Below are 23,167 nucleotides of genomic sequence, written 5' to 3' on the forward strand. Positions count from 1 at the left end.
CGGCACTCAGCCGCCCCCGAACCCGTGCTGGAAGTTGACGGTGGACACGACGTAGACCCGGGGGTGGTCCGGATTGGTCATGTCGACGGTGATGTTGTGGTCGGGTTTGTCGCCGGGGCGGTGCAGGCTGAGGCCCGCCCAGGTGCGGGGGATGGCGAAGTTCCAGCCGGCCGCCTTGGACTGGGCGGCCGTCATGGCCACCGCGCCGTTCCGCAGTGCGGCCCGGCTGGTGCCGATCTGGGCGAGGAAGGTGTCCAGGCCGCCGGCGGTGGTGACGAACTCGGCGTACAGCTCGCTGGTGTCCCAGGAGTTGGTCTCCAGGTTGCGGACGTAGCGCGAGCCGACCGGGACGGTCACCTGGTAGATCCGCTGCTGGAGCTGGGTCGGGTACACCTGGGTGAGCCGGCGGCCGGCCTGTTCGTGTATGGCGTCCTCGCCGCTGCCGCGGCTCTGCGCGGCGGACACCGCCACGTAGCCCATCGGCACGAGCACCAGCAGCGGCACCACGGTCCAGCGCACCCAGCGCGGCGGGTTGCGCGGCAGCCGCGGCGCGGCGGCGAACTCCGCCTCCGCTTCGGCGAGGTCGTCGACGGCGGCCGGTTCCGGGCCGCGGTGCTGCGATGTGGTCACGGTTGGGCTGCCTGCCGTCCGAGGGTGCGTCCGTACCGTTCGTAGCGCTCGACCCGGCGCCGGTTGGCCCGGCGGAAGCGGCGGGCGACCAGCCGCGCCAGGTCCGCGGCGCCCACCATGCCCGCCTCCGGGCCGAGTTCGGCCTTGGCGATGCGCGCCTCGGGCCGGTAGCCGCGGCCGGTCAGGGTGCGCCGGAAGGCGTCCCTGGCCGGGGCGATCAGCAGGTCGTCCGCGGCGCTGACCCCGCCGCCGATGACGAAGCAGGACGGGTCGAGGGCGGCGGCGAGGTTGGCGATGCCGACGCCGAGCCACTGCCCGATGTCCTGGAAGAGCTCCACGCACATCGGGTCGCCCTCGCGGGCCAGTTCGGTGATCAGCGGCCCGGTGATGTCGCGGATGTTGCCGCCGACCCGGTCGTTGATGCCGTACGCCACCGGGGAGTCGGCGGCGGCCATCTCGCGGGCCTCGCGGACCAGCGCGTTGCCGGAGCTGTACTGCTCCCAGCAGCCGCGGTTGCCGCAGGCGCAGCGGTGCCCGCCGGGCACCACCTGCATATGGCCGAACTCGCCGGCCACCCCGTAGCGGCCGCGCTTGACGTGGCCGTCCTCCAGGATCGCGCCGCCGATGCCGGTGCCGAGGGTGATCATCACCAGGTCGGCCTCGCCGCGGCCGGCGCCGAAGCGCCACTCCGCCCACGCCGCGGTGTTGGCGTCGTTGTCGACCATGACGGGCACCAGCAGCCGCTCGGAGAGCCGGTCGCGCAGCGGTTCGTCGCGCCAGGCCAGGTGCGGCGCGAACAGCACCCGGGAGCGCTCGGCGTCCACCCATCCGGCGGCACCGATGCCGACGGCGTGCACGTCGTGCCGCTCGGAGAGGTCGAGCACCAGTTCCACGATGGTGTCCTCGACCACCTTGGGGCTCTTGGACTTGTCGGGGGTCTCGGTGCGCAGCGTCTCCAGGATGACCCCGTCGGCGTCGACCACCCCCGCCATCACCTTGGTGCCCCCGATGTCGATGCCGACGGTGGGCACGCGGGGCGCGGTCAGGTGCGAGCGGCGCTCCCTGCGGTCGCGCATACCCACGCTCTGCCAGACCGTGGCGCGCGCTGCGCCGCCGCGGTAGACGCGTTCACGATTGGCACTCAAGCGGTGATCTCCGGGTCGGGTGGGTCGGTGCGGGGGGCGGACGGAGTGGACGGGGCGGACGGAGCAGCGGAAGCCGGTGCAGCGGAGGGGGTCGGCGCGGCGTCCTCCGCTATTGTGCCGGTTCTCCTGGACCGGCTCAGCTCGTGGGTCAGTTCGTCGAGCTCGCTGCCGCCGGCCATCTCCCGCGTCAGCTCGTCCAGCGTAATGTCCTCCTTCAGGTGGCTGCCGGACATCGCGCCACGCTTGAGAAGGACGAAACGATCACCGACCAGGTAGGCGTGGTGCGGGTTGTGCGTGATGAGCACCACACCCAGACCGGCGTCGCGGGCCGCGGCCACGTACTTCAGCACCATCCCGGACTGCTTCACGCCGAGCGCGGCGGTCGGTTCGTCCAGCACCAGCACCTTCGCGCCGAAGTGCACCGCCCGGGCGATCGCCACGCACTGGCGTTCGCCGCCCGACAGGGTGCCGATCGGCTGGTCCACGTCCCGCAGGTCGATGCCCATCCGCAGCAGCGCCTGGCGGGTGGTGGTGCGCATCAGGGCGGTGTCGAGGCGGCGCAGCGGCCCGCGGCCCCGGGTCGGCTCCGAGCCGAGGAAGAAGTTGCGCCACACCGGCATCAGCGGCACCACGGCGAGGTCCTGGTAGACCGTCGCGATTCCGCGGTCCAGCGCCTGCCGCGGCGAGCTGTGCCGGACCTGCTCGCCCTCGATCGCGTACGTGCCCGCGTCGTGCGGGTGCAGGCCCGCGATGATCTTGATGAGGGTGGACTTGCCGGCGCCGTTGTCGCCGAGCACGCAGGTGATCTCCCCGGCGTGCACCTCCAGGGACACCCCGCGCAGCGCCCGTACGTTCCCGTAGGACTTGCTGACGTCGGTGAGCGCCACCAGGGCGCCGGGCGCGCCGGCGGAGGGGCCGGGGGCCTTGTCGTCGTCGACCGTGATCACTTGCTCGCCTCCGCCCGCCTGCGTACCCACACGTTGAGCAGGGTGGCGAGCAGCAGCATCGCCCCCAGGAAGAACTGGAACCAGTCCGGGTTCCACTGCGCGTACACGATGCCCTTGCTGGCCATGCCGAAGATGAACGCGCCGACCGCCGAGCCGATCGCGCTGCCGTAGCCGCCGGTCATCAGGCAGCCGCCGATCACCGCGGCGATGATGTACAGGAACTCGTTGCCGACGCCCTCGCCGGACTGCACCACGTCGAACGAGAAGAGCAGGTGCTGGCCGGAGATCCAGGCGCAGAACGCGACCGCCACGTAGAGGCCGACCTTGGTACGGGCCACCGGCACGCCGACCGCGCGCGCCGCGTCCGCGTTGCCGCCGGCCGCGAAGATCCAGTTGCCCGCGCGGGTGCGCAGCAGCACCCAGGTGGCCACGGCCACCAGGCCCAGCCACCACAGGATGGTCACCTGGAGGTCGACCGAGCCGATCGTCCAGTGCGAGGCGAACAGGTCGCGGCAGGTCGGGAAGCCCTGCATGTCGCTGATCGACTTCGTCGCCACGGTGCCGCTGATCAGCTTGGTCAGGCCGAGGTTGAGGCCGGTGAGCATCAGGAACGTGCCGAGCGTGATGATGAAGCTCGGCAGCCTGGTGCGCACCAGCATGATGCCGTTGAACGCGCCCAGCGCCAGTGTGACCAGCAGGGACACCCCGACGCCGACCCAGGTGTTCGCGGTCATCTGGAAGCTGAACATCGACGAGATCAGCGCGGAGCTGGTCACCATCACGCCCGCGGACAGGTCGAACTCGCCGCCGATCATCAGCAGCGCCACCGGCACCGCCATGATGCCGATGGTGGACGACGCGTACAGCACGGTGCCCATGCTGGAGGCGCGCAGGAACGAGTCCGCGACGAACGAGAAGAACAGGAACACCGCGGCCGCGCCGACCACCGCGCCCAACTCCGGCCGCCCGAGCAGCCGTCGGGCCACCGACCTGGGCGCCAGCCGCTCGTCGCCGGCGCCTCCGACGACGTCCGGCGCGGCCGCGCGGGTGCCGGTCACCTGGTCCCCCGCTTCGTGTACGCCAGCAGCGCGTCCGCGTCGTCCTTGGTGACGATCTGCGGGCCGGTGAGCACCGGTTGGCCGCCGCCGAGGGTGTCCTTGTTGTAGCGGTACAGCCACAGCAGGTCCACCGCCTCGTAGCCCTGGAGGTAGGGCTGCTGGTCGACGGCGAAGCCGAGGGTGCCGTCCTTCAGCGAGGCGGCCACCTGGGCGTTGAGGTCGAACGTGTCGATCTCCGCCTTGGAGCCCGCCTGTTGCCTGGCCTTGGCGGCGGTCGCCGCGAAGGGCGCGCCCAGCGTCACCACGGAGTCGATCGACGGGTCCGCCTGGAGCTTGGCCTCGATCGCGGACTGCACGTCGGGCATGTTCGTGCCGTCCACGTAGAGTTTGTCCAGGGTGCCGTGGAAGTTCGCCTTCACCCCGGCGCAGCGCTGCTCCAGGCCGACGTTGCCCTGCTCGTGCAGCACGCACAGCGCGTGCTTGCGGCCGCGCGTGTTCAGCTCGTCGCCGACCGCGTTGCCCGCGACCGTCTCGTCCTGCCCGATGTGGGTCAGCGCGCCGAACTGCTTCGACTGCTCCGCACCGGAGTTGACGGTGATCACCGGGATGCCCGCCTTCACCGCCTTCGCGACCACCGCCTTCATCGCGTCCGGCTTGGCGAGCGTGACGATCAGGCCGTCCACGTGCTGGTCGATCGCGGCCTGCACCAACTGCGCCTGCTGGTCGCCCTGGTCGCTGTTGGAGTAGAGGAACTTGATGTTGTCCTTCTGGGCCGCCTGCTTCGCGCCGCTCTGCACGATGTCCCAGAACGTGTCGCCGGCGCCGGAGTGCGTCACCATCGCGAACGTCCAGTGCGGGGTGTTCACCGCGGAGCCGTTCGCGGCGAGTTGTTTCGCCCGGTCCTCCGCGCGCTTGCCGCCGGTGGCGCTGCACCCGGCCAGGGCCGCCGCCGCGAGCGCCGCCGCGAGCAGCGCCCCGACCACCCGGCGCGTCCTTCGTTTCCCCCCGCGGTCGCCGCGGTCGCGTCCTGCCCTTGCCTCCGCCACGTGGCCCTGCCTTTCGCTACGTTCCCTGGTGCAGCCGGGATGAAAGTGCTGCGTGTGACCTTCCCGGCGGCCCAAGAATCCGTCAAGCCTCCGCGCACCCCGACCGCCGACCGGGCCCGGACCGGGCGCCGTTCACGCGGCGCGCGAGGGCGGCCCCGCGGGCGGACCAGGGCCCGCGGCGAGGACCGGGGCCCGCGGCGAGGACCGGGGCCCGCGGCGAGGACCGGGGCCCGCGGCGAGGACCGGGGCCGGCGGCACGCGGCTACGCCGGGACGCTCCGGCCGTACCACGCGAGGGTGTCGCGGAGCGTGGTCGGCAGCGGGCGGGGCCGTACCCCGAAGAACTCCTCGTAGGCGGAGGAGTCCATGATCTGCGCCTCGGTGTGCTGGTAGAACATCTCGGCGTACTCGGCCGCGAACACCTCGTCGAAGGGCCCGAACGGGCGGGCTTCGGGCAGCACCACGACGTCCAGCGGGCGCCCGGTCCGCTCGGCGAGGAAGTCGTGCACCTGCCGGGTGGTCCAGGCCGGGGCGGTCGGAAGGTGCCAGACCCGCCCGTCGGCGTCGTCGCCGGCCCGCTCGCCGAGGGTGGCGAGCCCGGCCGCGACCTCGCGGATGTCGGTGTAGCTGTGCGGCAGGTCGATGTCGCCCATGCCGACCACGGTCCCGCCGGTGAGAGCGCCGGGGAAGACCCCTCCGCCCAGCGAGGAGTTGAGCACCCCGGGCCCGACGAAGTCGGCGGAGCGGCCGATGGCGACCCGGGCCCGGCCGGCGCGGTGCGTGTCGAGGTAGACCGCGTCGAGTTCGGCCCGCATCCGGCCCTTGCGGCTGGTCGCGTTCCACGGCGTGTCCTCGGTCATCGGGACGCCGCCGGTGGGCCCGTACGGGTACAGGGTGTCGAGCACGACCAGCCGGGCGCCGACCGCCTCGACGGCGCCGAGCACGGCGCGCTGGATGCGCGGCATCACCTCGACCTGGAGGTGGTAGCCGACGTTCACGCAGTGGTAGACGACGGCCGCCCCCTGGACCGCCCGCAGGGCGCCGTCGGCCGTGGACACGTCGGCGGTCAGCCGCGTGACGCCCTGCGGGGTGTCGCCGCCGCCGGAGCGGTCGACGAGGCGTACGGAGTGGCCGCGGGCGGCGAGTTCGGTGGCGAGGGTGGTGCCGGCGGGACCGGCGCCGAGGACGACGTGCGGGCGGTGCTGCTGGTGCGCGGCCATGAGGGTTCTCCCCTGCGATCGGGTCCGGTGGGTTCGTGACGGCGATGCGCGACGCACTCCGCGATATGAACTCGCTTCTGTTAGAGACTGTAACTCGTGCGATAGGCGCACGCAATCTTGTTCGCGATGGGCACTTGCTAGAGTGAGAGGCAGTAACAGAACTGCCCGTCGCCGTCCCCGCGCCCCGCCCCCTTCACGAGGAGCCCCGAACCCGATGCCACCGCAGGCCGCCACCCCCGGACCCCGCGCCCGCTACCGGGAGCAGACCCGCGCCGAGATCAAGGCGGCCGCCCTCGCCCAGCTCGCCGAGGGCGGCACCGGGGCGCTCGCGCTCGTGAAGATCGCCAAGGAGCTGGGGCTGTCCGGCCCGGCCCTCTACCGCTACTTCGCCGGCCGCGACGACCTCCTCGACGCCCTCATCTGCGACGCGTACGCCGACCTCGCCGCCGCCGTGGCCGACGCCGCCGCGACGTCCGCCGGTGCCGGGTCGACCCCGCGCTCCCGGCTGCGCGACCTCGTGCGCACCTTCCGCGGCTGGGCCGTCGCGCAGCCGCATCGCTACCTGCTGATCGGCGGCACCCCCGTGCCCGGCTACGAGGCCCCGCCGCAGACCCGCGAGCACGCCCGCGCCGTGCTCGGCCCCTTCGTCGCCCTGCTGGCCGGCTGCACCCCGCACCCCGCGCTCGGCCCGGTCGTCGCGGACCTGCGGGCCTGGGTCACGCGCGAACCCGGGGTCGAGCGGTGGCTGGAGACGTACCTGCCCGAGGCGTCCGCCGAGGCCGCCGCGGCCGGGCTGACCGGCGCCGTGCAGGTGTGGACCCAGGTGCACGGCACCGTCTCGCTGGAGGTCTCCGGGCTCTACAACGGCATGGGCCACGACCCGGCGGCCCTGCTCGACGCCCAGGTCGAACTCCTCGCGGACGCCCTCTCGCTGGCCTGAGCGCGGCGCCTTCGGACGTACGCCCCAGGTCCCGGGGCATCCTGTACCCGGGGAGGATGACGCCGGGGCACGCGGTACGGCATAACTGGAGCATGGACCAAGAGCGGGCCGCGGCCTACCTGGAGCACATCGGCGCCGAGCGGCCGGCGCGCCCCGACCTCGACGCGCTGCGCGCGCTGCACCTGGCCCACCTGCGCACGGTGCCGTTCGAGAACCTCTCGATCCACCGCGGCGAGGACATCGTGCTGGCGCCCGGCCCGCTGGTGGCGAAGGTCGTGGACCGCAGGCGCGGCGGCTTCTGCTACGAACTCAACGGCGCCTTCGCCGAGTTGCTGCGCGCGCTCGGTTACGAGGTGGAGCTGCTGACCTGCCGGTCCTTCGGCGACGGCGGCGAACTCGGCCCGCCCTTCGACCACATGGCGCTGCGGGTGCGCACGGAGGACGGCGCCGTGTGGCTGGCGGACGTCGGTTTCGGCCGGCACAGCCACTTCCCGCTGTCCTACGGCAGCCGGGCCGAACAGCCCGAACCCGGCGGCGTGTTCACGCTGCGCGAGGCGCCCGACGGCGACCTGGACGTGCTGCGCGACGACGAGCCGCAGTACCGCGTCGAGCAACGGCCGCGGGGGCTCGGCGACTTCGCCGCCACCTGCTGGTGGCAGCGCACCTCGCCGCTGTCCCACTTCCGCACGTCCCTGGTGTGCTCCCGGCTCACCGCCGACGGGCGGGTCACCCTCAGCGGGCGCACCCTCGTACGCACCGCGGGCGGTTCCCGGCAGGAGCGCGAACTGCCCGGACCCGCGGAGGTGTTGGCCGCCTACCGCGAGCACTTCGGCATCACGCTGGACCGCGAGCCCGTGCTGGTGGCTGCGCCGGCGGGGTAGCGGTCCGGTCCGCGCTGCCGCTGCCGCTGCCGCCCGGACTCGACGCGGGTCGTACGGCCGCCCGCCGCACGGCCACACGGCCACACGGCCACGCGGGATCGCCTCAGACGTCCCAGGTGCGCCGCAACTCCGCGAAGAACGCGTGGAATCCGGGGAACGTCTTCTTCACGCAGCCCGGGTCGTCGAAGGTCGTGCCCGGGGTGCGCAGGCCCGCGACGGCGAAGCTCATCGCGATGCGGTGGTCGCCGTGGCAGGCGATCTCGACCGGTTTCGGGGTGCCCGGCGTGATCTCGATCCAGTCCCGGCCGGTGGCGACCTCGATGCCCTGCGCCCGCAGGTTCAGCGCGCACGCCTCCAGCCGGTCGCACTCCTTGACGCGGGTGTTGTAGACGTCCTCGATCCGGACCGGGCCGTCCGCGAACGGCGCGATGGCCGCGAGGGTAGGCATCGTGTCGGAGATGTCCCGCATGTTGACGGTCAGGCCGGACAGCCGCCCGGTGCCGGTCACCGTGGTGGCGTCCGCCGTGGTCTCGACCTCCGCGCCCATCCGGCGCAGCACCTCCACGAACCGCAGGTCGCCCTGGAGCGCGTCGCTGCCGAGCCCCGGCACGGTCGCGGTACGGCCGGACAGCGCGGCCGCGGCGAACACGTAGCTCGCGGTGGAGGCGTCCGGCTCGATCGGGTAGTCCTGCGCGCGGTAGCCGCCCGCGGGCACCACGAAGGTGTCGCCCTCGCGGGCCACTTCGACGCCGAAGCGGCGCATCATCGCGAGCGTGATCTCGACGTACGGCACCGACACGATGCCGGTCACCCTGATCCGCAGGCCCTCGGCGGTGAGCGGGCCGACCATCAGCAGCGCGGTCAGGAACTGCGAGGACAGGCTCGCGTCCAGGTCGATCGCGCCGCCCTTGATGCCGTGCGCTTCCACCCGCAGCGGCAGGTGGCCGTCCTCCTCCTCGTGCACCAGGTCCACGCCGAGGCTGAGCAGCGCCTCGGTCAGCGGGGCGACCGGGCGGCAGCGCATCTGCGCGGAGGCGTCGAAGCGGAACGTGCCGTGGCCTGCGGCCGCCAGCGCGGGCAGGAAGCGGGAGGCGGTGGCCGCGTCGCGGGTGAAGACCTCCGCGTGGTCGGCCGCGGGGCCGGCCGGGCGGCCGGTGATCCGCCACTCACGGGCGGTGCGCCGCACCTCGTAGCCGAGCCGGGTCAGGCCCTCGGCGAAGCCTTCCGTGTCGTCGGAGAGCAGCGGGTCCCGGAGCACGGTGACTCCGTCGGCGGCGGCGGCGAGAAACAGCGCGCGAGCGGTCACGGACTTCGAGCCAGGAACAGCGAGAACGGTCACCCACGTGATTCTATGGGCGCGCCCCCGCCCGTCCTGCCCTCGGCTACGCGCCATCACGGTGCCCGTCTCGCCGCCGACCACCGGCCAGTAACCGGCTAAGCGCGCAGTTCCCCGCGCCCCTCGGCTACGCGCCATCACGGTACCGGTCTCGTTCCCGCCCACCGGCCGGTGGCCTGCTGGTCGCGCAGTTCCCCGCGCCCCTGAGTACGTGCGGCTGCTCCGCAGCGCACAGCTCGCCGACGACGGCGAGCAACCCAAATCAGGGGCGCGGGGAACTGCGCGACAAGCCACAACGCACCCGCGGACAAGCAACGCACCACAAAGGGGCACCCACCCAGGGGCGCGGGGAACTGCGCGACCAGCCACCACGCACCCGCAGACAAACAACGCACCACAAGGCCCACCCGCCCAGGGGCGCGGGGAACTGCGCGACCAGCAGGCCACCGGCCCGCGGACGGGACGGGGCAGCCACCCCGCAGGGGCCCGCGGGGAACTGCGCGACCAGCAGGCCACCGGCCCGCGGACGGGACGGGGCAGCCACCCCGCAGGGGCCCGCCGGGAACGGCTCAGCCCCCGGAGGGAACCGTGTCGGCGAGCCGCTCCAGGAGTTCGGTGAGCCGCTTGGTGACGGTGGCGCGGTCGCCGTCGGTGAGGGCGGAGCCCATGCCGACCGCGACCGCGCCGGCCGCGACCCAATCGGGCGCCGCACTGACCGTTATGCCCCCGATCGGCAGGAACGCCGCCTGCGGAATGATCGCGCGGACGTCCACCACCCAGTCCGGGGTGTAGGCGGTGGCGGGGTAGAGCGTCAGCGCGTCGGCGCCGAGTTCCATCGCGCGGACCGCCTCGGTGGGGGTCGCGACGCCCGGGAAGACCGGAATTCCGTAGCGGTGCCCGGTGCGCAGCACCGCCTCGTCGAGGTTGGGCGACAGCAGGAAGCGCGCCCCGGCCTCGATCGCCATCCGCGCGGAGACCTCGTCGAGCACGGTGCCCGCGCCGACCACCGCGTCGTCGCCGACCTCGCGGACCAGCGTGGTGACGGCTTCCAGGGCGAACGGCGTGGTGAGGGAGATCTCCAACGTGGTCAGTCCGGCCGACAGCAACGTGTCCGCGGTGGCGGCGGCCTGGTCGTAGCTCTCGCTGCGGATGGTGGCGAATACCCGCTGGGCCAGTGCGGCCCGGGTGATCTCCCAGCGGTACACGGCAGTCGGTCCACCTTCCTGCGTGAGTGCCGCACGCGGATCGTGCGGCACTGCGGGATACACGTGATCCAGACGCTACCCGCCGGGCGGCGCCGCGATGGGTCACGGCGGGCCACCTGTCACCGCACCGTGACATGAGAGGAGCATGAGACCCGAGATGCGGGCGGTCGGACCAGGGTCCAGGGCGCGCCCGGGCCGGGCCCGCTCAGCCGGCGTGCGTGGAGAACAGGCCCCCGGTCGGCCCCTGCTTGTCCCCGCCCTGCGCCTTCTTCAGCGCGTTGGCCAGGCCCTCGATGGTCATGGACTGGAGGATGACCTGACCGTTGCCCTCCAGGGTCGCCAGCGACAGCCCCTCGCCGCCGAAGACCGCGTTCATGATGCCCTGGCGGTTGAGCCCGCCGATCCGCTGCACGCCGTACTGGATGCCCTCCTCGAAGGCGACGATGCAGCCGGTGTCCACCTCGATCCGGCCGCCGAAGTCCGCCGGGTTGAGGTCGATGAAGTTGCCCGCGCCGGCGATGATCACGGTGCCGGTGCCGGTGAACTTCTCCAGGATGAAGCCCTCGCCGCCGCTCATGCCCTGCCGGCCGCCGGCGAAGGCGATGCCGAACCTGACGCTCTCCTCGGCCGCGACGAACGCGTCCTTCTCCGCGAACCAGGCGCGCGAGCCGTTCAGTTCGAGCGCGCGCATCTCGCCGGGGAGCACCCCGGCGAAACCGACGGTGCCCTCGCCGCCGGCGGCGGTGAAGTACTGGAAGGCCAGCGACTCGCCGGCCAGGGCGCGCTGGCCGACCTGCATCGCGGTGCCCATCGCCTGGCGCAGCATCCCGCCCATGCCGCCGCCCTGCCCGCCGGGGCCGCCGGCGCCCTGCCGGCTGCCGTTGCCGGGGCCGCCGAGGCGGGTCTCCATGCTGACGTTGGCGGTCTTGAACAGGAACTTGCCCGCCTCGCAGTACACGGTCTGACCGGGGTCGAGGGTGCAGACGGCCATCTGCATGGCGTTGCCGACGATCTGCTGTCGAAGGGTCATGGGGGGACTCCTGAAGGGCGTGCGAGGTATGTACTGCGAAAAAGGTGCGAAACGGTGGCGAATCCGGCATTCCGCCGGACCCGCGGTGCGCCGGGCACCGACCCGTCAACGTACCGCCCGCGTGGTTCGGTTCCGCACCGGATCGCCGGAGGCGGCACCGGAACGTGACCCGCGGGCCGGTCCGCGGCCCGGCCCGCCCACCGCCCCGCCCGGAGCCCCACCACCGTCCGGTTGCCCGCCCTGCGCCGGCAGCCGCACCGGCCGCTCGCCGCCGGTTTCCAGGAAGCGGGCCAGCGGCAGCGTCGCCGCCCCCACGGTGACCGCGTCCGCGCCCAGCCGGCCCAGCTCGATCGACGTCTGCGCGCAGGGGTGGTGCAGCGAGTACTCCGCGGCCACCTCGCGCACCGACGGCAGCAGCCGCGGCCCGAGCAGCAGTCCGGCCCAGCCGCCGATCACGATCCGCTGCGGGTTGAACAGGTTGATCAGGTCGGCGATGCCCGCGCCCAGGTACTCCGCGGCCTCGGCGAGCAACTCCGCCACCTCCCGGTCGTGGTCGGCGGCGGCCAGCAGCGCGGCGAGCGCGGTCTCCTCGCTCGCCCCCCGCGGCGCGTTCGACCACCGGCCCAGCAGCGCCTCGGCGCCGACGTACGCCTCCAGGCAGCCGCGCGAGCCGCACCGGCAGATCCGGCCGCCGACCCGCAGCGTGGTGTGCCCCCACTCCCCCGCGCTGCTGCTCGCGCCGTGGTACGGAGTGCCGTCGGCGACCACGCAGGCGCCGACGCCGGAACCGATCAGCGCGATCACCACGTTGCCGGAACCGCGCCCGCCGCCGAACCACATCTCGGCCTGGCCCAGGGTCTTGGCACCGTTGTCGATGAACAGCGGCAGGTCGGTGCCGGCCCGCAGCAGCCGGCCCAGCGGCACCGCGTCCCAGCCGATGGTCTGGCCGTGCACCACGATGCCGTCGCCCTCGCCGGGGGAGGTCACCCGCGGGTCGCCCTGCTCCACGATCCCGGGCACGCCGATGCCGACGCCCAGCACCTCCCGGTCGTCGATGCCGGCCTCGCGCACCACGGCCTCGATGCCCTCCAGGGCGAGCCGGACCACCAGGTCCACGTCGTGCCCGCTGTCGGACAACGGCAGGTCGGCGGAGGCGCGTTCGGTCAGCGCGAGGTCGAACAGCTCCACCCGCACCCGGGTCTCGCCGACGTCCACGCCGACCACGTAGCCGTAGCCGGGGGCGACCTGGAGGAGGATGCGCGGGCGCCCGCCGTCGGACTCGACCGCGCCCGCCTCCTCGACCATGCCGTCCGCGATCAACTCTCCAACGACGTTGCTGATCGAGCCCGCGCTCAGGCCGGTGTCCCGGCCCAGCTCCTGCCGGCTGAGGGGGCCTTCGAAATACAAATGACGCAGAAGCGATGCGCGGTTGCCGCGCCGCAGGTCACGCACCGTGCGCTTGGCCCGCTCAGCCATCTGGACTCCCTCCTGCCCCGCCCCGCTGGAACCTATCGCTGCACGGGGTCTTGACGCCACCTTTTCTCACAAGTTAAATCACGGCCTGAATTAAGGCACAGGCGCTGTTCACTTCCTGAAGCGATCCCACCCCTGAGAGGGAACCGTTATGCGCACCAACAGAGTCTTCGCGGCCACCGCCCTCGTGGCCGCGCTCGGCCTCACCGTCGCCGCGTGTGGTGGCGGCTCGGACAGCAAGGGCAGCGGCGACATCTCCGCCTCCCCCGGCAGCCTCAAGGGCCAGACGATCACGTACTGGGCGAGCAACCAGGGCACCAGCCTGGCCAACGACAAGCAGGTGCTCACCCCCGAGCTGAAGAAGTTCACCCAGCAGACCGGCATCAAGGTCAACCTCGAGGTGGTCGGCTGGGCCGACCTGCTCAACCGCATCCTGGCGGCGACCACTTCCGGCCAGGGCCCGGACGTGCTCAACATCGGCAACACCTGGTCCGCCTCGCTCCAGGCGACCGGCGCCCTGATGCCGTGGGACGCCAACGCGTTCGCCACCGTCGGCGGCAAGGGCCGCTTCTCCGCCGCGGCGCTCGCCTCCGCCGGCGCCGCGGGCAAGGACCCGGCCGCCCTGCCGCTGTACTCGATGGCCTACGGCCTGTACTACAACAAGAAGGAGTTCGCCGACGCGGGCATCGCCCAACCGCCCACCACCTGGGCCGAGTTGGTCGCCGACGGCAAGAAGCTCACCAAGGACGGCCACTACGGCCTGGCCGTCGAGGGCGCCAACGGCGCGGAGAACATCCACCACGCCTTCGTGCTGGCCAAGCAGCACGGCGCCGACTGGTTCGACGCCTCCGGCAAGCCGACCTTCACCGGTGCGGGCAACGTCGCGGCGGTCAAGCAGTACGTCGACTTCATAGCCAGCGACAAGATCGCCGCCAAGGGCGACGCCGAGTACGTGCAGAACCAGACCATCACCGACTTCGCCACCGGCAAGGCCGCGATGATGATGTGGCAGTCGGCCGCGACCTCCATCAAGTCGCACGGCATGTCGCAGGACCAGTACGGCGTGGTCCCGGTCCCGACGCAGACCGCCGGAGCCACCGGTGACGCGGGCGTCACCTCCATGGTGGCCGGCATCAACGTCGCGGTCTTCAACAGCACCAAGCACAAGGCCGCCGCCGTGCAGCTGGCGAAGTTCCTCACCAGCACGCCGGAGCAGAAGATCCTCAACGGCACCTACGGCACGATCCCGCCGGTCACCGAGGCGCAGAGCGACCCCGCCTTCCAGACCCCGGACCTGAAGGCCCTCGCCGGCGTGCTCAGCAAGTCGGCCGCCCCGATGCCGCAGGTGGCCAACGAGGCGCAGTTCGAGAACCTCGTCGGTCCTGCGATCAAGAGCCTGTTCGCCGACGCCGCCGCCGGCAAGGCCGTCACGGACGACACCGTCAAGGCCGCGCTGCAAAAGGCGCAGTCGCAGATGCCCACGTCATAAGGATCGACACCCCTCCATGACTGCCACCGCCCCTCCCAGGCGCGCACCCGAAGCCGGCCCCGGCAGCGGCAAGTCCGCCGCCGGGCGCCGGCTAGGGCCGCGCCTCGTCGAACGGCTCCGCCAAGGCGGACTGCCGTACCTCCTCCTGCTCCCGGCCATCCTCGCCGAACTGCTGATCCACATCGTGCCGATGGTCTTCGGCATCGTCATCAGCTTCCGGGACCTGACGCTCTTCTACATCCGCCACTGGCAGACCGCTCCGTGGGCGGCGTTCGACAACTACAAGGCCGCGATCGAGATCCACCAGCCGATCGGCCAGGCGCTGCTGCACTCCTTCTGGGTGTCGCTGTCCTACACCCTGCTGTCCGTGGGCTTCTCCTGGCTGATCGGGATCGCCGCGGCGATCCTGCTCCAGGACGCCTTCCGCGGCCGGGGCATCCTGCGGGCCCTGTTCCTGGTGCCGTACGCGCTGCCGACCTACGCGGCGCTGATCACCTGGACCTTCATGTTCCAGCAGGACACCGGTCTGGTGAACCACGTCCTGCATGACCAGTTGCACATCACGTCGAGCAAGTCGTTCTGGCTGCTGGGCAACAACAGCTTCTGGGCGATGCTGATCGTCTCGGTGTGGAAGTCCTGGCCGTTCGCGTTCCTGGCGCTGATGGCCGGCCTGCAGAACATCCCGCGGGAGCTGTACGAGGCAGCGGCGATGGACGGGGCCGGTGTCTGGCAGCAGATCAGGAAGATCACCATGCCCTCGCTGCGGCCGGTGAACCAGGTGATCGTCCTGGTGCTCTTCCTGTGGACGTTCAACGACTTCAACACGCCGTACGTCATGTTCGGTCAGAGTCCGCCGAAACAGGCGGACCTGATCTCGATCCACATCTTCCAGTCCTCGTTCGTCAACTGGAACTTCGGCTCGGGCTCGGCGATGTCGGTGCTCCTGCTGCTCTTCCTGCTCGTGGTGACCGCCCTCTACCTGCTGGTCACGTCCAGGGGAAGGAGTGAATCCGATGTCTAGGTTCTCCGACCAGCCGTCCCCCATGGCGCGGCCGAAGTCCTTCCTGTGGACCCGGCGCATCGTGCTGACGCTGATCACCGCCTTCGTGGCGATCCCCGTCTACGTGATGCTCAGCTCGTCCCTGAAGAGCCTCCAGGACGTGCAGGGTTCCTTCCGGTGGATTCCGCACAGCCTGACGGTCCGCCCGTACATCGACATCTGGAAGACGATCCCGCTCGCGCACTACTTCGTGAACTCGGTGATCGTCTCGGTCAGCGCGACGGTCTTCTCGGTGGCGGTGGCGATCTTCGCCGCCTACGCCGTGAGCCGCTACCGCTTCATGGGCCGCAAGGTCTTCACGGTGACGGTGCTGTCCACGCAGATGTTCCCCGGCATCCTGTTCCTGCTGCCGCTGTACCTGATCTTCGTCAACATCGGCAACGACACGGGTGTCACGCTCAACGGCAGCCGGCTCGGGCTGATCATCACCTACCTCACCTTCTCGCTGCCGTTCTCCATCTGGATGCTCGCGGGCTACTTCGACTCGATCCCGCGCGACCTGGACGAGGCGGCGAAGGTCGACGGCTGCGGTGCGCTGGGCGCGCTGTTCCGGGTCGTCGTGCCGGCCGCCGTCCCGGGCATCGTCGCGGTGGCCGTCTATGCCTTCATGACCGCCTGGGGCGAAGTGCTCTTCGCCTCGGTCATGACCAACGAGAGCACTCGCACGCTGGCCGTGGGCCTGCGCGAGTACGCAACCGAGAACGACGTGTACTGGAACCAGGTCATGGCCGCCTCACTCGTGGTGAGTGTGCCGGTGGTCGCCGGATTCCTGCTTCTCCAGCGTTACTTGGTGGCCGGGCTGACCGCCGGCGCCGTCAAGTGACCCCACCGAAAGGTAACTCGTGAACGACCTGAGCGCTCTTCCCGCGGATTTCCTCTGGGGCGCGGCCACCGCCGCCTACCAGATCGAGGGCGCGGTGGACGAGGACGGCCGGACCCCGTCCATCTGGGACACCTTCTCCCACACCCCCGGCAAGGTCGCGGGCGGCGACACCGGCGACGTCGCCTGCGACCACTACCACCGCTGGCAGGAGGACCTGGGGCTGATGAAGTCCCTGGGCCTGGACGCCTACCGCTTCTCCGTGGCCTGGCCGCGGATCATCCCGCAGGGCTCCGGCGCGGTCAACCAGGCCGGACTGGCCTTCTACGACCGCCTGGTGGACGCCCTGCTGGAGGCGGGCATCACCCCCAACGCGACGCTGTACCACTGGGACCTGCCGCAGGCGCAGCAGGACCGCGGCGGCTGGCCCGAGCGGGAGACCGCCGAGCGGTTCGGCGAGTACGCGGCCGTGGTCGGGCAGGCGCTCGGCGACCGGGTCAAGGACTGGGCGACCCTCAACGAGCCGCTGTGCTCGGCGTGGATCGGCCACCTGGAAGGCACCATGGCACCGGGCTGGACCGACCTGACCGCCGCGGTGCGCGCGTCCTACCACCTGCACGTCGGCCACGGGCTGGCGGTGCAGGCGCTGCGGGCCGCGCACGGCGACCTGCGGATCGGCATCGTCAACAACCTCAGCCCCTGCCTGCCGGCCACCGACCGCGAAGCGGACATCGCGGCCGCCAAGCGGGCCGACGGCCACACCAACCGCTGGTGGCTCGACCCGATCCACGGCCGCGGCTACCCGCAGGACATGGTGGACCTGTACGGCGTCGAACTGCCGGTCAAGGACGGCGACATGGAGTCGATCGCGGCTCCGCTGGACTGGCTGGGCCTGAACTACTACTTCCCGCAGTACATCACGGACGACCCGACCGGGCCGGCGCCGCAGGCGAAGATGGCGTACCGGCCGGGCGTACCGCGCACCGCGATGGACTGGGAGGTGGACGCGGACGGCCTGGAGTCGCTGCTGGTCCGGCTCTCGGAGGAGTACGGCGCCCGGAAGGTCTTCGTCACCGAGAACGGCTCCGCCTACCGCGACGTGGTCGGCCCCGACGGGCAGGTCGACGACCCGGAGCGGGCGCAGTACCTGGAGGACCACCTGGCCGCCTGCGCCCGCGCCGTCAAGCGCGGGGTGCCGCTGGCCGGGTACTACGCCTGGTCGCTGCTGGACAACTTCGAGTGGGCGTACGGCTACGACAAGCGCTTCGGTCTGGTGCACGTCGACTACGCCACGCAGAAGCGCACCATCAAGGGCAGCGGGCGGCGCTACGCCGACATCGTTGCCGCACACCGCCGCAAGGCGCGCCGCGCGGCCTGACCAGCGGTACGACCCGAGGACGCGCCCGTCGGACCTCCGACCGGCGCGTCCTCGTCGTCACCCGAGCCGGTGCCGCCCCTCCGCGCCGATCGCCGGCACCTCCGGCACGGCCGGGCCCGGGGCTGCCGCTCCGGTCAACTCCGGTCGGACGGCCGCTCGATGAGCCGGCCGGCGGGGTTCCGCAGGGCTCGGGCGGGGCCGGCGGCCGGAGCGCCCGCGGCCGTTCCCTCGCCGGGACCGGCGGCGACCAGCCGGCCGCGCAGGTAGGTGGCGCGGACCACGCCGTGCAGGGTGCGGCCGGCGTACGCGGTGATCGGGTTGCGGTGGTGCAGCCGGGCCGGGTCGACGGTGAAGGTCCGCTCCGGGTCCAGCACGGTGAAGTCGGCGTCGCGGCCGACGGCGATCGCGCCCTTGACCGCGTCGAGGCCGGCCAGCCGGGCCGGTCCCGCCGACATCCAGCCGGCCACGTCGGCGAGGGTGTGCCCGCGGCGGCGGGCCTCGGTCCACACGGCGGGCAGGCCGAGTTGGAGCGAGGAGATGCCGCCCCAGGCGGTGGCGAAGTCCCCGGTGTCCTTGTGCTTGAGGTCGATGGTGGAGGGCGAGTGGTCGGACACCACGCAGTCGATGACGCCGTCGGCGAGCGCCTGCCACAGCACGTCCTGGTTGGCGGCCTCCCTGATCGGCGGGCAGCACTTGAACTCCGTTGCCCCGTCCGGGACTTCCTCGGCGGTGAGGGTGAGGAAGTGCGGGCAGGTCTCGACCGTCAGCCGTACCCCGTCCCGCCGGGCGGCGGCGATCAGCGGCACCGCGCCCGCCGCGGACAGGTGCAGGATGTGCACCCGCGTGCCGCGCTCCGCGGCCAGTTCGATCAGCCCGGCGATGGCGCGTTCCTCGGCGGCCGGCGGCCGGGAGGCGAGGAAGTCGGCGTACTTCGGGCCGCCGCGCAGCGGGGCGCCCTCGATCAGCCGCGGGTCCTCGGCGTGCACGATCAGCAGGCCGTCGAAGCGCGCCAACTCGTCCATCGCCTCGACGAGTCGGGCCCGGTCCAGGTGCGGGAACTCGTCCACGCCGGAGGGCAGCAGGAAGCACTTGAAGCCGAAGACGCCCGCGTCGTGCAGGGCCTTGAGGTCGGGGGTGTTGCCGGGTACCGCGCCGCCCCAGAAGCCGGTGTCGGTGTGCACCTGGCCGCGGGCGGCGGCGCGCTTGACGTCGAGGTGCGCGGCCGTGGTGGTGGGCGGCACGCTGTTGAGCGGCATGTCCACGACGGTGGTGATGCCGCCGGCCACGGCGGCCGCGGTGGCGGTGGCGAAGCCCTCCCACTCCGCGCGGCCGGGGTCGTTGATGTGCACGTGGGTGTCGACCAGACCGGGCAGCAGCACGTCGTCGCCGAGGTCGGTGCACCGGGCGCCCGGTGGCAGCGGCGCGTCGTACGGCAGCACCGCGGTGATCGTGCCGGCCGCGAGGACCACCGCCGCGGGCCGCTCGCCCTCCGGGGTCACGACGCGCGTCGAACGCAGCACCTGCTCCTCCACCACACGGCCTCCGTCATCGAGAATTTCAACGTTCTGTTGACGGCCATGGTGGGTATCGTTCCCCGGGACGTCAAGGGCGGTAGGATTCCACAGAGCGAAAACCACCTTCCGCCAGCGGCGGGTGCCGGGGTGTCGCTCCGGTCCGGACCGGCCGCGCCGGAGCGTCCGGGCGGCCCGCCGCGAGGGTCCACCACGAACGAGGGGAACGTACGTGCCTGCTGACCGCACCGGAGGCGTCCAGTCGCTTGAACGCGCCTTCGACCTGCTGGAGCGGATGGCCGACGCGGGTGGCGAGGTCGGGCTGAGCGAACTGTCGGCCAGCAGCGGGCTGCCGCTGCCGACCATCCACCGCCTGATGCGCACCCTGGTGGACTGCGGCTACGTCCGCCAGCAGCCGAACCGGCGGTACGCCCTCGGGCCCCGGCTGATCAGGCTCGGCGAGAGCGCGTCCCGGCTGCTGGGCACCTGGGCCCGCCCATACCTCGCGGAGCTCGTCGAGGCGACCGGCGAGACCGCGAACATGGCGCTGCTCGACGGCGACGAGGTGGTGTACGTCGCGCAGGTGCCCTCCCGGCACTCGATGCGGATGTTCACCGAGGTCGGGCGGCGGGTGCTGCCGCACTCCACCGGGGTCGGCAAGGCGCTGCTGGCGCAGGTCCCGCCGGAGCAGGTGCGGGCGCTGCTCGGGCGGACCGGGATGCCGGCGGCGACCGAGCACACCATCACCGACCCGGACGCGTTCCTCGCCGAACTCGACCGTATCCGGGGCCTGGGCTACGCCGTCGATGACAACGAGCAGGAGGCCGGGGTGCGTTGCCTCGCGGTCACCGTGCCCGACTCCCCCACCGCCGCGGCCATCTCCATCTCCGGTCCGGCCGGGCGGGTCACCGAAGCGGCCACCGACAAGATCGTGCCCGTACTCCAGGACGTGGCACGGCAGTTGGCGCGGGCGCTGGCGACCTGAGAGCGGACCGCGCCCGGCCGCCTGCCGGACGCGGGGTGACGGACCGCCTGCCGAGCGCGGGGGTGACGGACCACCCGCCCGACGCGGAGGTGACGGACCACCCGCCCGACGCGGGGGCGACAGACCACCCACCGAGCACGGGATGACGGACCACCCGCCCGACGCGGAGGCGACAGACCACCCACCGAGCACGGGATGACGGACCACCCGCCCGACGCGGAGGCGACAGACCACCCACCGAGCACGGGATGACGGACCACCCGCCCGACGCGGAGGCGACAGACCACCCACCGAGCACGGGATGACAGATGACCCGCCCGGCACCGGGGGGCGACAGACCACCCGCCCGACGCGGAGGCGACAGACCACCCGCCGAGCGCGGGGGTGACGGCTGCGGAATTCGGCGTCGCCGCCTCCGTCGTCAGGGGCGCGGCGGGGCGATCCGTTCGACGGCCTCGCGCAGCGCGTCGAGCGCTTCGGTCAGCGCGCTCACCGAGCCGATCGCCGCCACGACCAGCAGGAGCGAATGGCGTAACCGCTCGGAGTCCACCGAGCCGGGCGCCCGGTCCACGGCACCGGCCGCGCGGGCGAGTGCGTCGAGTTCGACCTCGGCGACGGCCCGGTCCGGCAACATCGGCCGGTACGTGATCAGTTCGCGGCGCATACGGCCGACCGCCTCCGCCAGATCCGCGCCCGGCCCGCTGCCGACCGCGGCTCCGCGCCCGTTCTCGAGCACGTGCGACTCCCCCACCACCACGGACAACCCACCCTCGCGTCGGACTCCACCCGGGCGCTTCCCCGCCACGGCTCGCCCCGGGGCGGATCAGTTAACGCGACATCACCCTCGTCGCGCCACTCCGTCGGCGAAATTCGCGCGGATTCCGGTACCCGGCGCGGAGCGCTCCGCCACCTCGTGCCACACCGTGAGGTCCAACACCGCGACCGGGTGGGCGGCCTGACGGGCCGGCAGTTGACGGAACGTCACCAGTGCGGTGACCGTGCCGTCGACGGACCGCACGCACAGCCGCGCGCCCTCGCCGAGCGAGTCGGCGTTCACCGAGTTCACCCGGACCGCGTCGGACGACCGGCATGCGGCGGCGGTCGCCGGGCTCGCCGCGGGGATCAGGGCGAGCGTGTCGCGGGAGCGGTCCGCGGTGAACGCGGCGGCGTCCCCGGTGAACCCGAAGTCCCCGCTGTACGTGCCGGAACTGACGGTAGGCGGGTCGCCGCGCAGTGACATTCCGTCGCCGGCGGGCAGGTGCAACTGCTGGTACACGAGGCCGGTCTCCGGCGGCGACCCGGTGGCGCCCCCGCCAGGCGGCGGCGACGTCGGCGAGGGCATCGTGGGCGAGGGCATCGCCGGTGCGGAGGGGGACGACGGCGAGGGCGACGGCTGCGGCGCCCCGGCCGCCGGCGGCTGGGCCCCCACGGTCGGCTTGCCGCCGCCGTCCCCCGAGGACAGCGCGACCGCGGCGGTCGCCACGACCGCGAACCCGGCGACCGCGGCCACCACGCCGACCGCCTTGCGCTTCTTCCTCGGCAGCGGCAGCGGCACATGGACGTACGGCGCCCGCGGCCACTGCTGGGGGTGCCAGAGGTATCCGCCGTGCTGCGGCGGACCGGGCGGACCCGGTGGGCCGAGCGGACCGGGCGGGCCCGGCACCTGCGCGTGGGCGTGCTCCGGCGGGCGGCCGGCCGGAGCGGGCCCGGGCCACGGCTCCTCGGCGCCGGGCGCAGGGGCAGGGGCAGGGGCAGGTGGGGCCTCCGGCGCGGGCCGGTGCGGGGGCTGCGGCGGGTGGGGCGGCGACACGGGCGCGGCCGGGTGCGCGGCGGGGGGCGCCGCCGCGGCCGGCGGCTGCGCGAAGTGCGGCGGGGGGATGGCCGGGAGGATCGCGGCGAGCAGCGGGGCCGGCAGCCAGGAGACGGGGCGTGACTCGGGAGCGGCCTGCGCGCACATCGTGGTGATCTGCGCGAGGGAGGGTCGTAGCGCGGGGTCCTTGATGAGGCAGCGGGTGACGATCTCCCGTAGCTGGCCCGGGAGTTCGTTCAGATCGGGCTCGGCGTGCTGGACCCGGGAGCCGTCGCCGAAGGGTGCGGAGCCGATCGAGGCGTACGCCGCTATCTGGCCGAGCGCGAAGACGTCCGTGGCGGCCCGGGCCGGTTTGCCCGCGGCCTGCTCGGGCGAACGGAAGGCGGTCGCCTCACCGACCTCGGCCGGACCGGCCTCGCGTGCCGCCCCATGCGCGGAAGCGCGTCCGGCATCCCCCGACTCCCCCGCGCCGCCCGCGCCTTCGGGCCCGCCCGCGCCGGCCTCGCCCGTACCGTCGGCAGCGGAACCGGCGGCACCGGAACCGGCAGCACCGGAGGCGGCATCAGCGGAGCCGGAGTCCACGCCGGCCACGTCCACGCTGCCCGCGTCGGCGTTCCCGGCCTCCTGCGCGACCCACGCCAGTCCGTGCCCCTTCACCCGGGGCCCGTCCCCCGCGAGCAGCACGTGCGCGGGCCGCAGCCCGCCGTGCACCACACCCGCGTGGTGCATCGCCTGCAACCCTTCGGCGAGCGCGGCGACCAGCCGCAGCACGACCCCGGTGGGCAGCGGTCCCGCGCCCTCGACGGCGGCGCGCAGCGACAGCGAGGGCACGTAGCCGCAGGCGATCCAGTACCGCTCGCCCTCCCGCCCGCTGCCGAGCACCGGCACCGCGCGGGGTCCGGGCACCCGGGCCGCGGCCTGCGCGTCGTGGTGGAAGCGGGACGCGAAGCCGTCGGCGGCGGTGAGTTCGGGGCGGATCACGGTGAGCGCGACCGGCTGCCCGCCCGGCTCGTACGCGAGGTAGGTGGTGCCGGCGGCACCCGGTCCGTCCGCGCCGAGGCGCGCGCCGATCCGGTGCCCGGAGACCGTCGCCGGATCGTCGCCGGCGAGCGGTGCGAAGACCGGGCCGCGGAAGTCCGGCCCGAGGTCCTGACCGAAGTCCGGACCGGTGTGCGCTGGCCCCATCAGTCCCCTCAGTCCCCGT

General features: G+C 72.9%; 20 protein-coding genes. 7 read left to right on the plus strand and 13 right to left on the minus strand.

Annotated features, from left to right (window positions below; all coding sequences use genetic code 11):
• Positions 1–6 precede the first annotated feature (6 nt).
• From OG896_RS07455 to OG896_RS07480, 6 genes are all read right to left on the minus strand, one after another.
• Entirely contained in the window at positions 7–630 is a 624-nt protein-coding gene (locus OG896_RS07455) for a hypothetical protein (RefSeq protein ID WP_328470949.1), read from the minus strand.
• Positions 627–1,775 (minus strand): ROK family glucokinase, encoded by a 1,149-nt coding sequence (locus tag OG896_RS07460; RefSeq protein ID WP_329363565.1) that lies wholly within the window; start codon positions 1,773–1,775, stop codon positions 627–629. The genes OG896_RS07455 and OG896_RS07460 overlap by 4 nt, the downstream gene beginning before the upstream one ends.
• Positions 1,772–2,719, minus strand: coding sequence for an ATP-binding cassette domain-containing protein (locus OG896_RS07465; protein ID WP_443057234.1), 948 nt, complete (start codon positions 2,717–2,719; stop codon positions 1,772–1,774). The genes OG896_RS07460 and OG896_RS07465 overlap by 4 nt, the downstream gene beginning before the upstream one ends.
• Positions 2,719–3,780 carry an ABC transporter permease gene (locus OG896_RS07470; RefSeq protein ID WP_402447711.1) on the minus strand — a complete coding sequence of 354 codons (1,062 nt, stop codon included), beginning with the start codon at positions 3,778–3,780 and terminating at the stop codon, positions 2,719–2,721. Before OG896_RS07470 ends, OG896_RS07465 begins: the two co-directional genes overlap by 1 nt.
• Positions 3,777–4,763 carry a sugar ABC transporter substrate-binding protein gene (locus OG896_RS07475; protein WP_329363569.1) on the minus strand — a complete coding sequence of 329 codons (987 nt, stop codon included), beginning with the start codon at positions 4,761–4,763 and terminating at the stop codon, positions 3,777–3,779. The genes OG896_RS07470 and OG896_RS07475 overlap by 4 nt, the downstream gene beginning before the upstream one ends.
• 325 nt (positions 4,764–5,088) lie before the next feature.
• A complete protein-coding gene (locus OG896_RS07480) occupies positions 5,089–6,045 on the minus strand; it encodes an NAD-dependent epimerase/dehydratase family protein (protein ID WP_329363571.1) in 957 nt (318 codons plus the stop codon).
• 214 nt (positions 6,046–6,259) lie between these two features.
• On the opposite strand from OG896_RS07480, the gene OG896_RS07485 reads away from it, so the two are divergent.
• Complete coding sequence (locus OG896_RS07485; protein ID WP_329363573.1) at positions 6,260–6,985, plus strand: TetR/AcrR family transcriptional regulator; 726 nt, start codon at positions 6,260–6,262, stop codon at positions 6,983–6,985.
• Positions 6,986–7,077: 92 nt separating this feature from the next.
• Entirely contained in the window at positions 7,078–7,866 is a 789-nt protein-coding gene (locus OG896_RS07490) for an arylamine N-acetyltransferase family protein (protein WP_329363575.1), read from the plus strand.
• Between the two features lie 103 nt (positions 7,867–7,969).
• On the opposite strand, the gene aroA is transcribed toward OG896_RS07490, so the two are convergent.
• The 4 genes from aroA to OG896_RS07510 form a co-directional block, all read right to left on the minus strand.
• Entirely contained in the window at positions 7,970–9,205 is a 1,236-nt protein-coding gene (aroA, locus tag OG896_RS07495) for a 3-phosphoshikimate 1-carboxyvinyltransferase (protein WP_329363577.1), read from the minus strand.
• A 566-nt stretch (positions 9,206–9,771) separates the two neighbouring features.
• Positions 9,772–10,407 (minus strand): bifunctional 4-hydroxy-2-oxoglutarate aldolase/2-dehydro-3-deoxy-phosphogluconate aldolase, encoded by a 636-nt coding sequence (locus OG896_RS07500; protein WP_328470933.1) that lies wholly within the window; start codon positions 10,405–10,407, stop codon positions 9,772–9,774.
• Between the two features lie 205 nt (positions 10,408–10,612).
• On the minus strand, positions 10,613–11,437 hold the full coding sequence (locus OG896_RS07505; RefSeq protein ID WP_328470931.1) for an AIM24 family protein: 825 nt from the start codon (positions 11,435–11,437) through the stop codon (positions 10,613–10,615).
• A gap of 105 nt (positions 11,438–11,542) precedes the next feature.
• Entirely contained in the window at positions 11,543–12,913 is a 1,371-nt protein-coding gene (locus OG896_RS07510) for an ROK family transcriptional regulator (protein ID WP_329363580.1), read from the minus strand.
• Between the two features lie 148 nt (positions 12,914–13,061).
• On the opposite strand from OG896_RS07510, the gene OG896_RS07515 reads away from it, so the two are divergent.
• The 4 genes from OG896_RS07515 to OG896_RS07530 are packed head-to-tail and all read left to right on the plus strand — an operon-like array spanning position 13,062 to position 17,657.
• Positions 13,062–14,399, plus strand: a complete 1,338-nt coding sequence (locus tag OG896_RS07515; RefSeq protein WP_329363582.1) for an ABC transporter substrate-binding protein — start codon at positions 13,062–13,064, stop codon at positions 14,397–14,399.
• A 16-nt stretch (positions 14,400–14,415) separates the two neighbouring features.
• Positions 14,416–15,420: a carbohydrate ABC transporter permease gene (locus OG896_RS07520; RefSeq protein ID WP_329363584.1), complete on the plus strand. Its 1,005-nt coding sequence runs from the start codon at positions 14,416–14,418 to the stop codon at positions 15,418–15,420.
• Complete coding sequence (locus tag OG896_RS07525; protein WP_329363585.1) at positions 15,413–16,282, plus strand: carbohydrate ABC transporter permease; 870 nt, start codon at positions 15,413–15,415, stop codon at positions 16,280–16,282. The genes OG896_RS07520 and OG896_RS07525 overlap by 8 nt, the downstream gene beginning before the upstream one ends.
• A 19-nt stretch (positions 16,283–16,301) precedes the next feature.
• Positions 16,302–17,657 (plus strand): GH1 family beta-glucosidase, encoded by a 1,356-nt coding sequence (locus tag OG896_RS07530; protein WP_329363587.1) that lies wholly within the window; start codon positions 16,302–16,304, stop codon positions 17,655–17,657.
• Positions 17,658–17,791: 134 nt separating this feature from the next.
• On the opposite strand, the gene allB is transcribed toward OG896_RS07530, so the two are convergent.
• Complete coding sequence (allB, locus tag OG896_RS07535) at positions 17,792–19,192, minus strand: allantoinase AllB (protein ID WP_329363589.1); 1,401 nt, start codon at positions 19,190–19,192, stop codon at positions 17,792–17,794.
• 208 nt (positions 19,193–19,400) lie between these two features.
• On the opposite strand from allB, the gene OG896_RS07540 reads away from it, so the two are divergent.
• Positions 19,401–20,153 (plus strand): IclR family transcriptional regulator, encoded by a 753-nt coding sequence (locus OG896_RS07540; RefSeq protein WP_328470917.1) that lies wholly within the window; start codon positions 19,401–19,403, stop codon positions 20,151–20,153.
• A 421-nt stretch (positions 20,154–20,574) separates the two neighbouring features.
• On the opposite strand, the gene OG896_RS07545 is transcribed toward OG896_RS07540, so the two are convergent.
• Together OG896_RS07545 and OG896_RS07550 are read right to left on the minus strand one after the other, a co-directional pair.
• Positions 20,575–20,889 carry a DUF5955 family protein gene (locus OG896_RS07545; RefSeq protein ID WP_329363590.1) on the minus strand — a complete coding sequence of 105 codons (315 nt, stop codon included), beginning with the start codon at positions 20,887–20,889 and terminating at the stop codon, positions 20,575–20,577.
• Positions 20,890–20,991: 102 nt separating this feature from the next.
• Positions 20,992–23,148 (minus strand): hypothetical protein, encoded by a 2,157-nt coding sequence (locus OG896_RS07550; RefSeq protein WP_329363592.1) that lies wholly within the window; start codon positions 23,146–23,148, stop codon positions 20,992–20,994.
• Positions 23,149–23,167: the final 19 nt, after the last annotated feature.

Origin of the sequence: Streptomyces sp. NBC_00669 (genome assembly GCF_036226785.1) — a bacterium.
Lineage (GTDB): Bacteria > Actinomycetota > Actinomycetes > Streptomycetales > Streptomycetaceae > Actinacidiphila.

What these genes read in the sequence shown, in the direction of transcription:
- OG896_RS07480 (WP_329363571.1), bottom strand. Translation starts at nt 6,045, where the DNA reads ATGGCCGCGCACCAGCAGCACCGCCCGCACGTCGTCCTCGGCGCCGGT.
- OG896_RS07485 (WP_329363573.1), top strand. Translation starts at nt 6,260, where the DNA reads ATGCCACCGCAGGCCGCCACCCCCGGACCCCGCGCCCGCTACCGGGAG.
- OG896_RS07490 (WP_329363575.1), top strand. Translation starts at nt 7,078, where the DNA reads ATGGACCAAGAGCGGGCCGCGGCCTACCTGGAGCACATCGGCGCCGAG.
- OG896_RS07505 (WP_328470931.1), bottom strand. Translation starts at nt 11,437, where the DNA reads ATGACCCTTCGACAGCAGATCGTCGGCAACGCCATGCAGATGGCCGTC.
- OG896_RS07510 (WP_329363580.1), bottom strand. Translation starts at nt 12,913, where the DNA reads ATGGCTGAGCGGGCCAAGCGCACGGTGCGTGACCTGCGGCGCGGCAAC.
- OG896_RS07515 (WP_329363582.1), top strand. Translation starts at nt 13,062, where the DNA reads ATGCGCACCAACAGAGTCTTCGCGGCCACCGCCCTCGTGGCCGCGCTC.
- OG896_RS07520 (WP_329363584.1), top strand. Translation starts at nt 14,416, where the DNA reads ATGACTGCCACCGCCCCTCCCAGGCGCGCACCCGAAGCCGGCCCCGGC.
- OG896_RS07525 (WP_329363585.1), top strand. Translation starts at nt 15,413, where the DNA reads ATGTCTAGGTTCTCCGACCAGCCGTCCCCCATGGCGCGGCCGAAGTCC.
- OG896_RS07550 (WP_329363592.1), bottom strand. Translation starts at nt 23,148, where the DNA reads ATGGGGCCAGCGCACACCGGTCCGGACTTCGGTCAGGACCTCGGGCCG.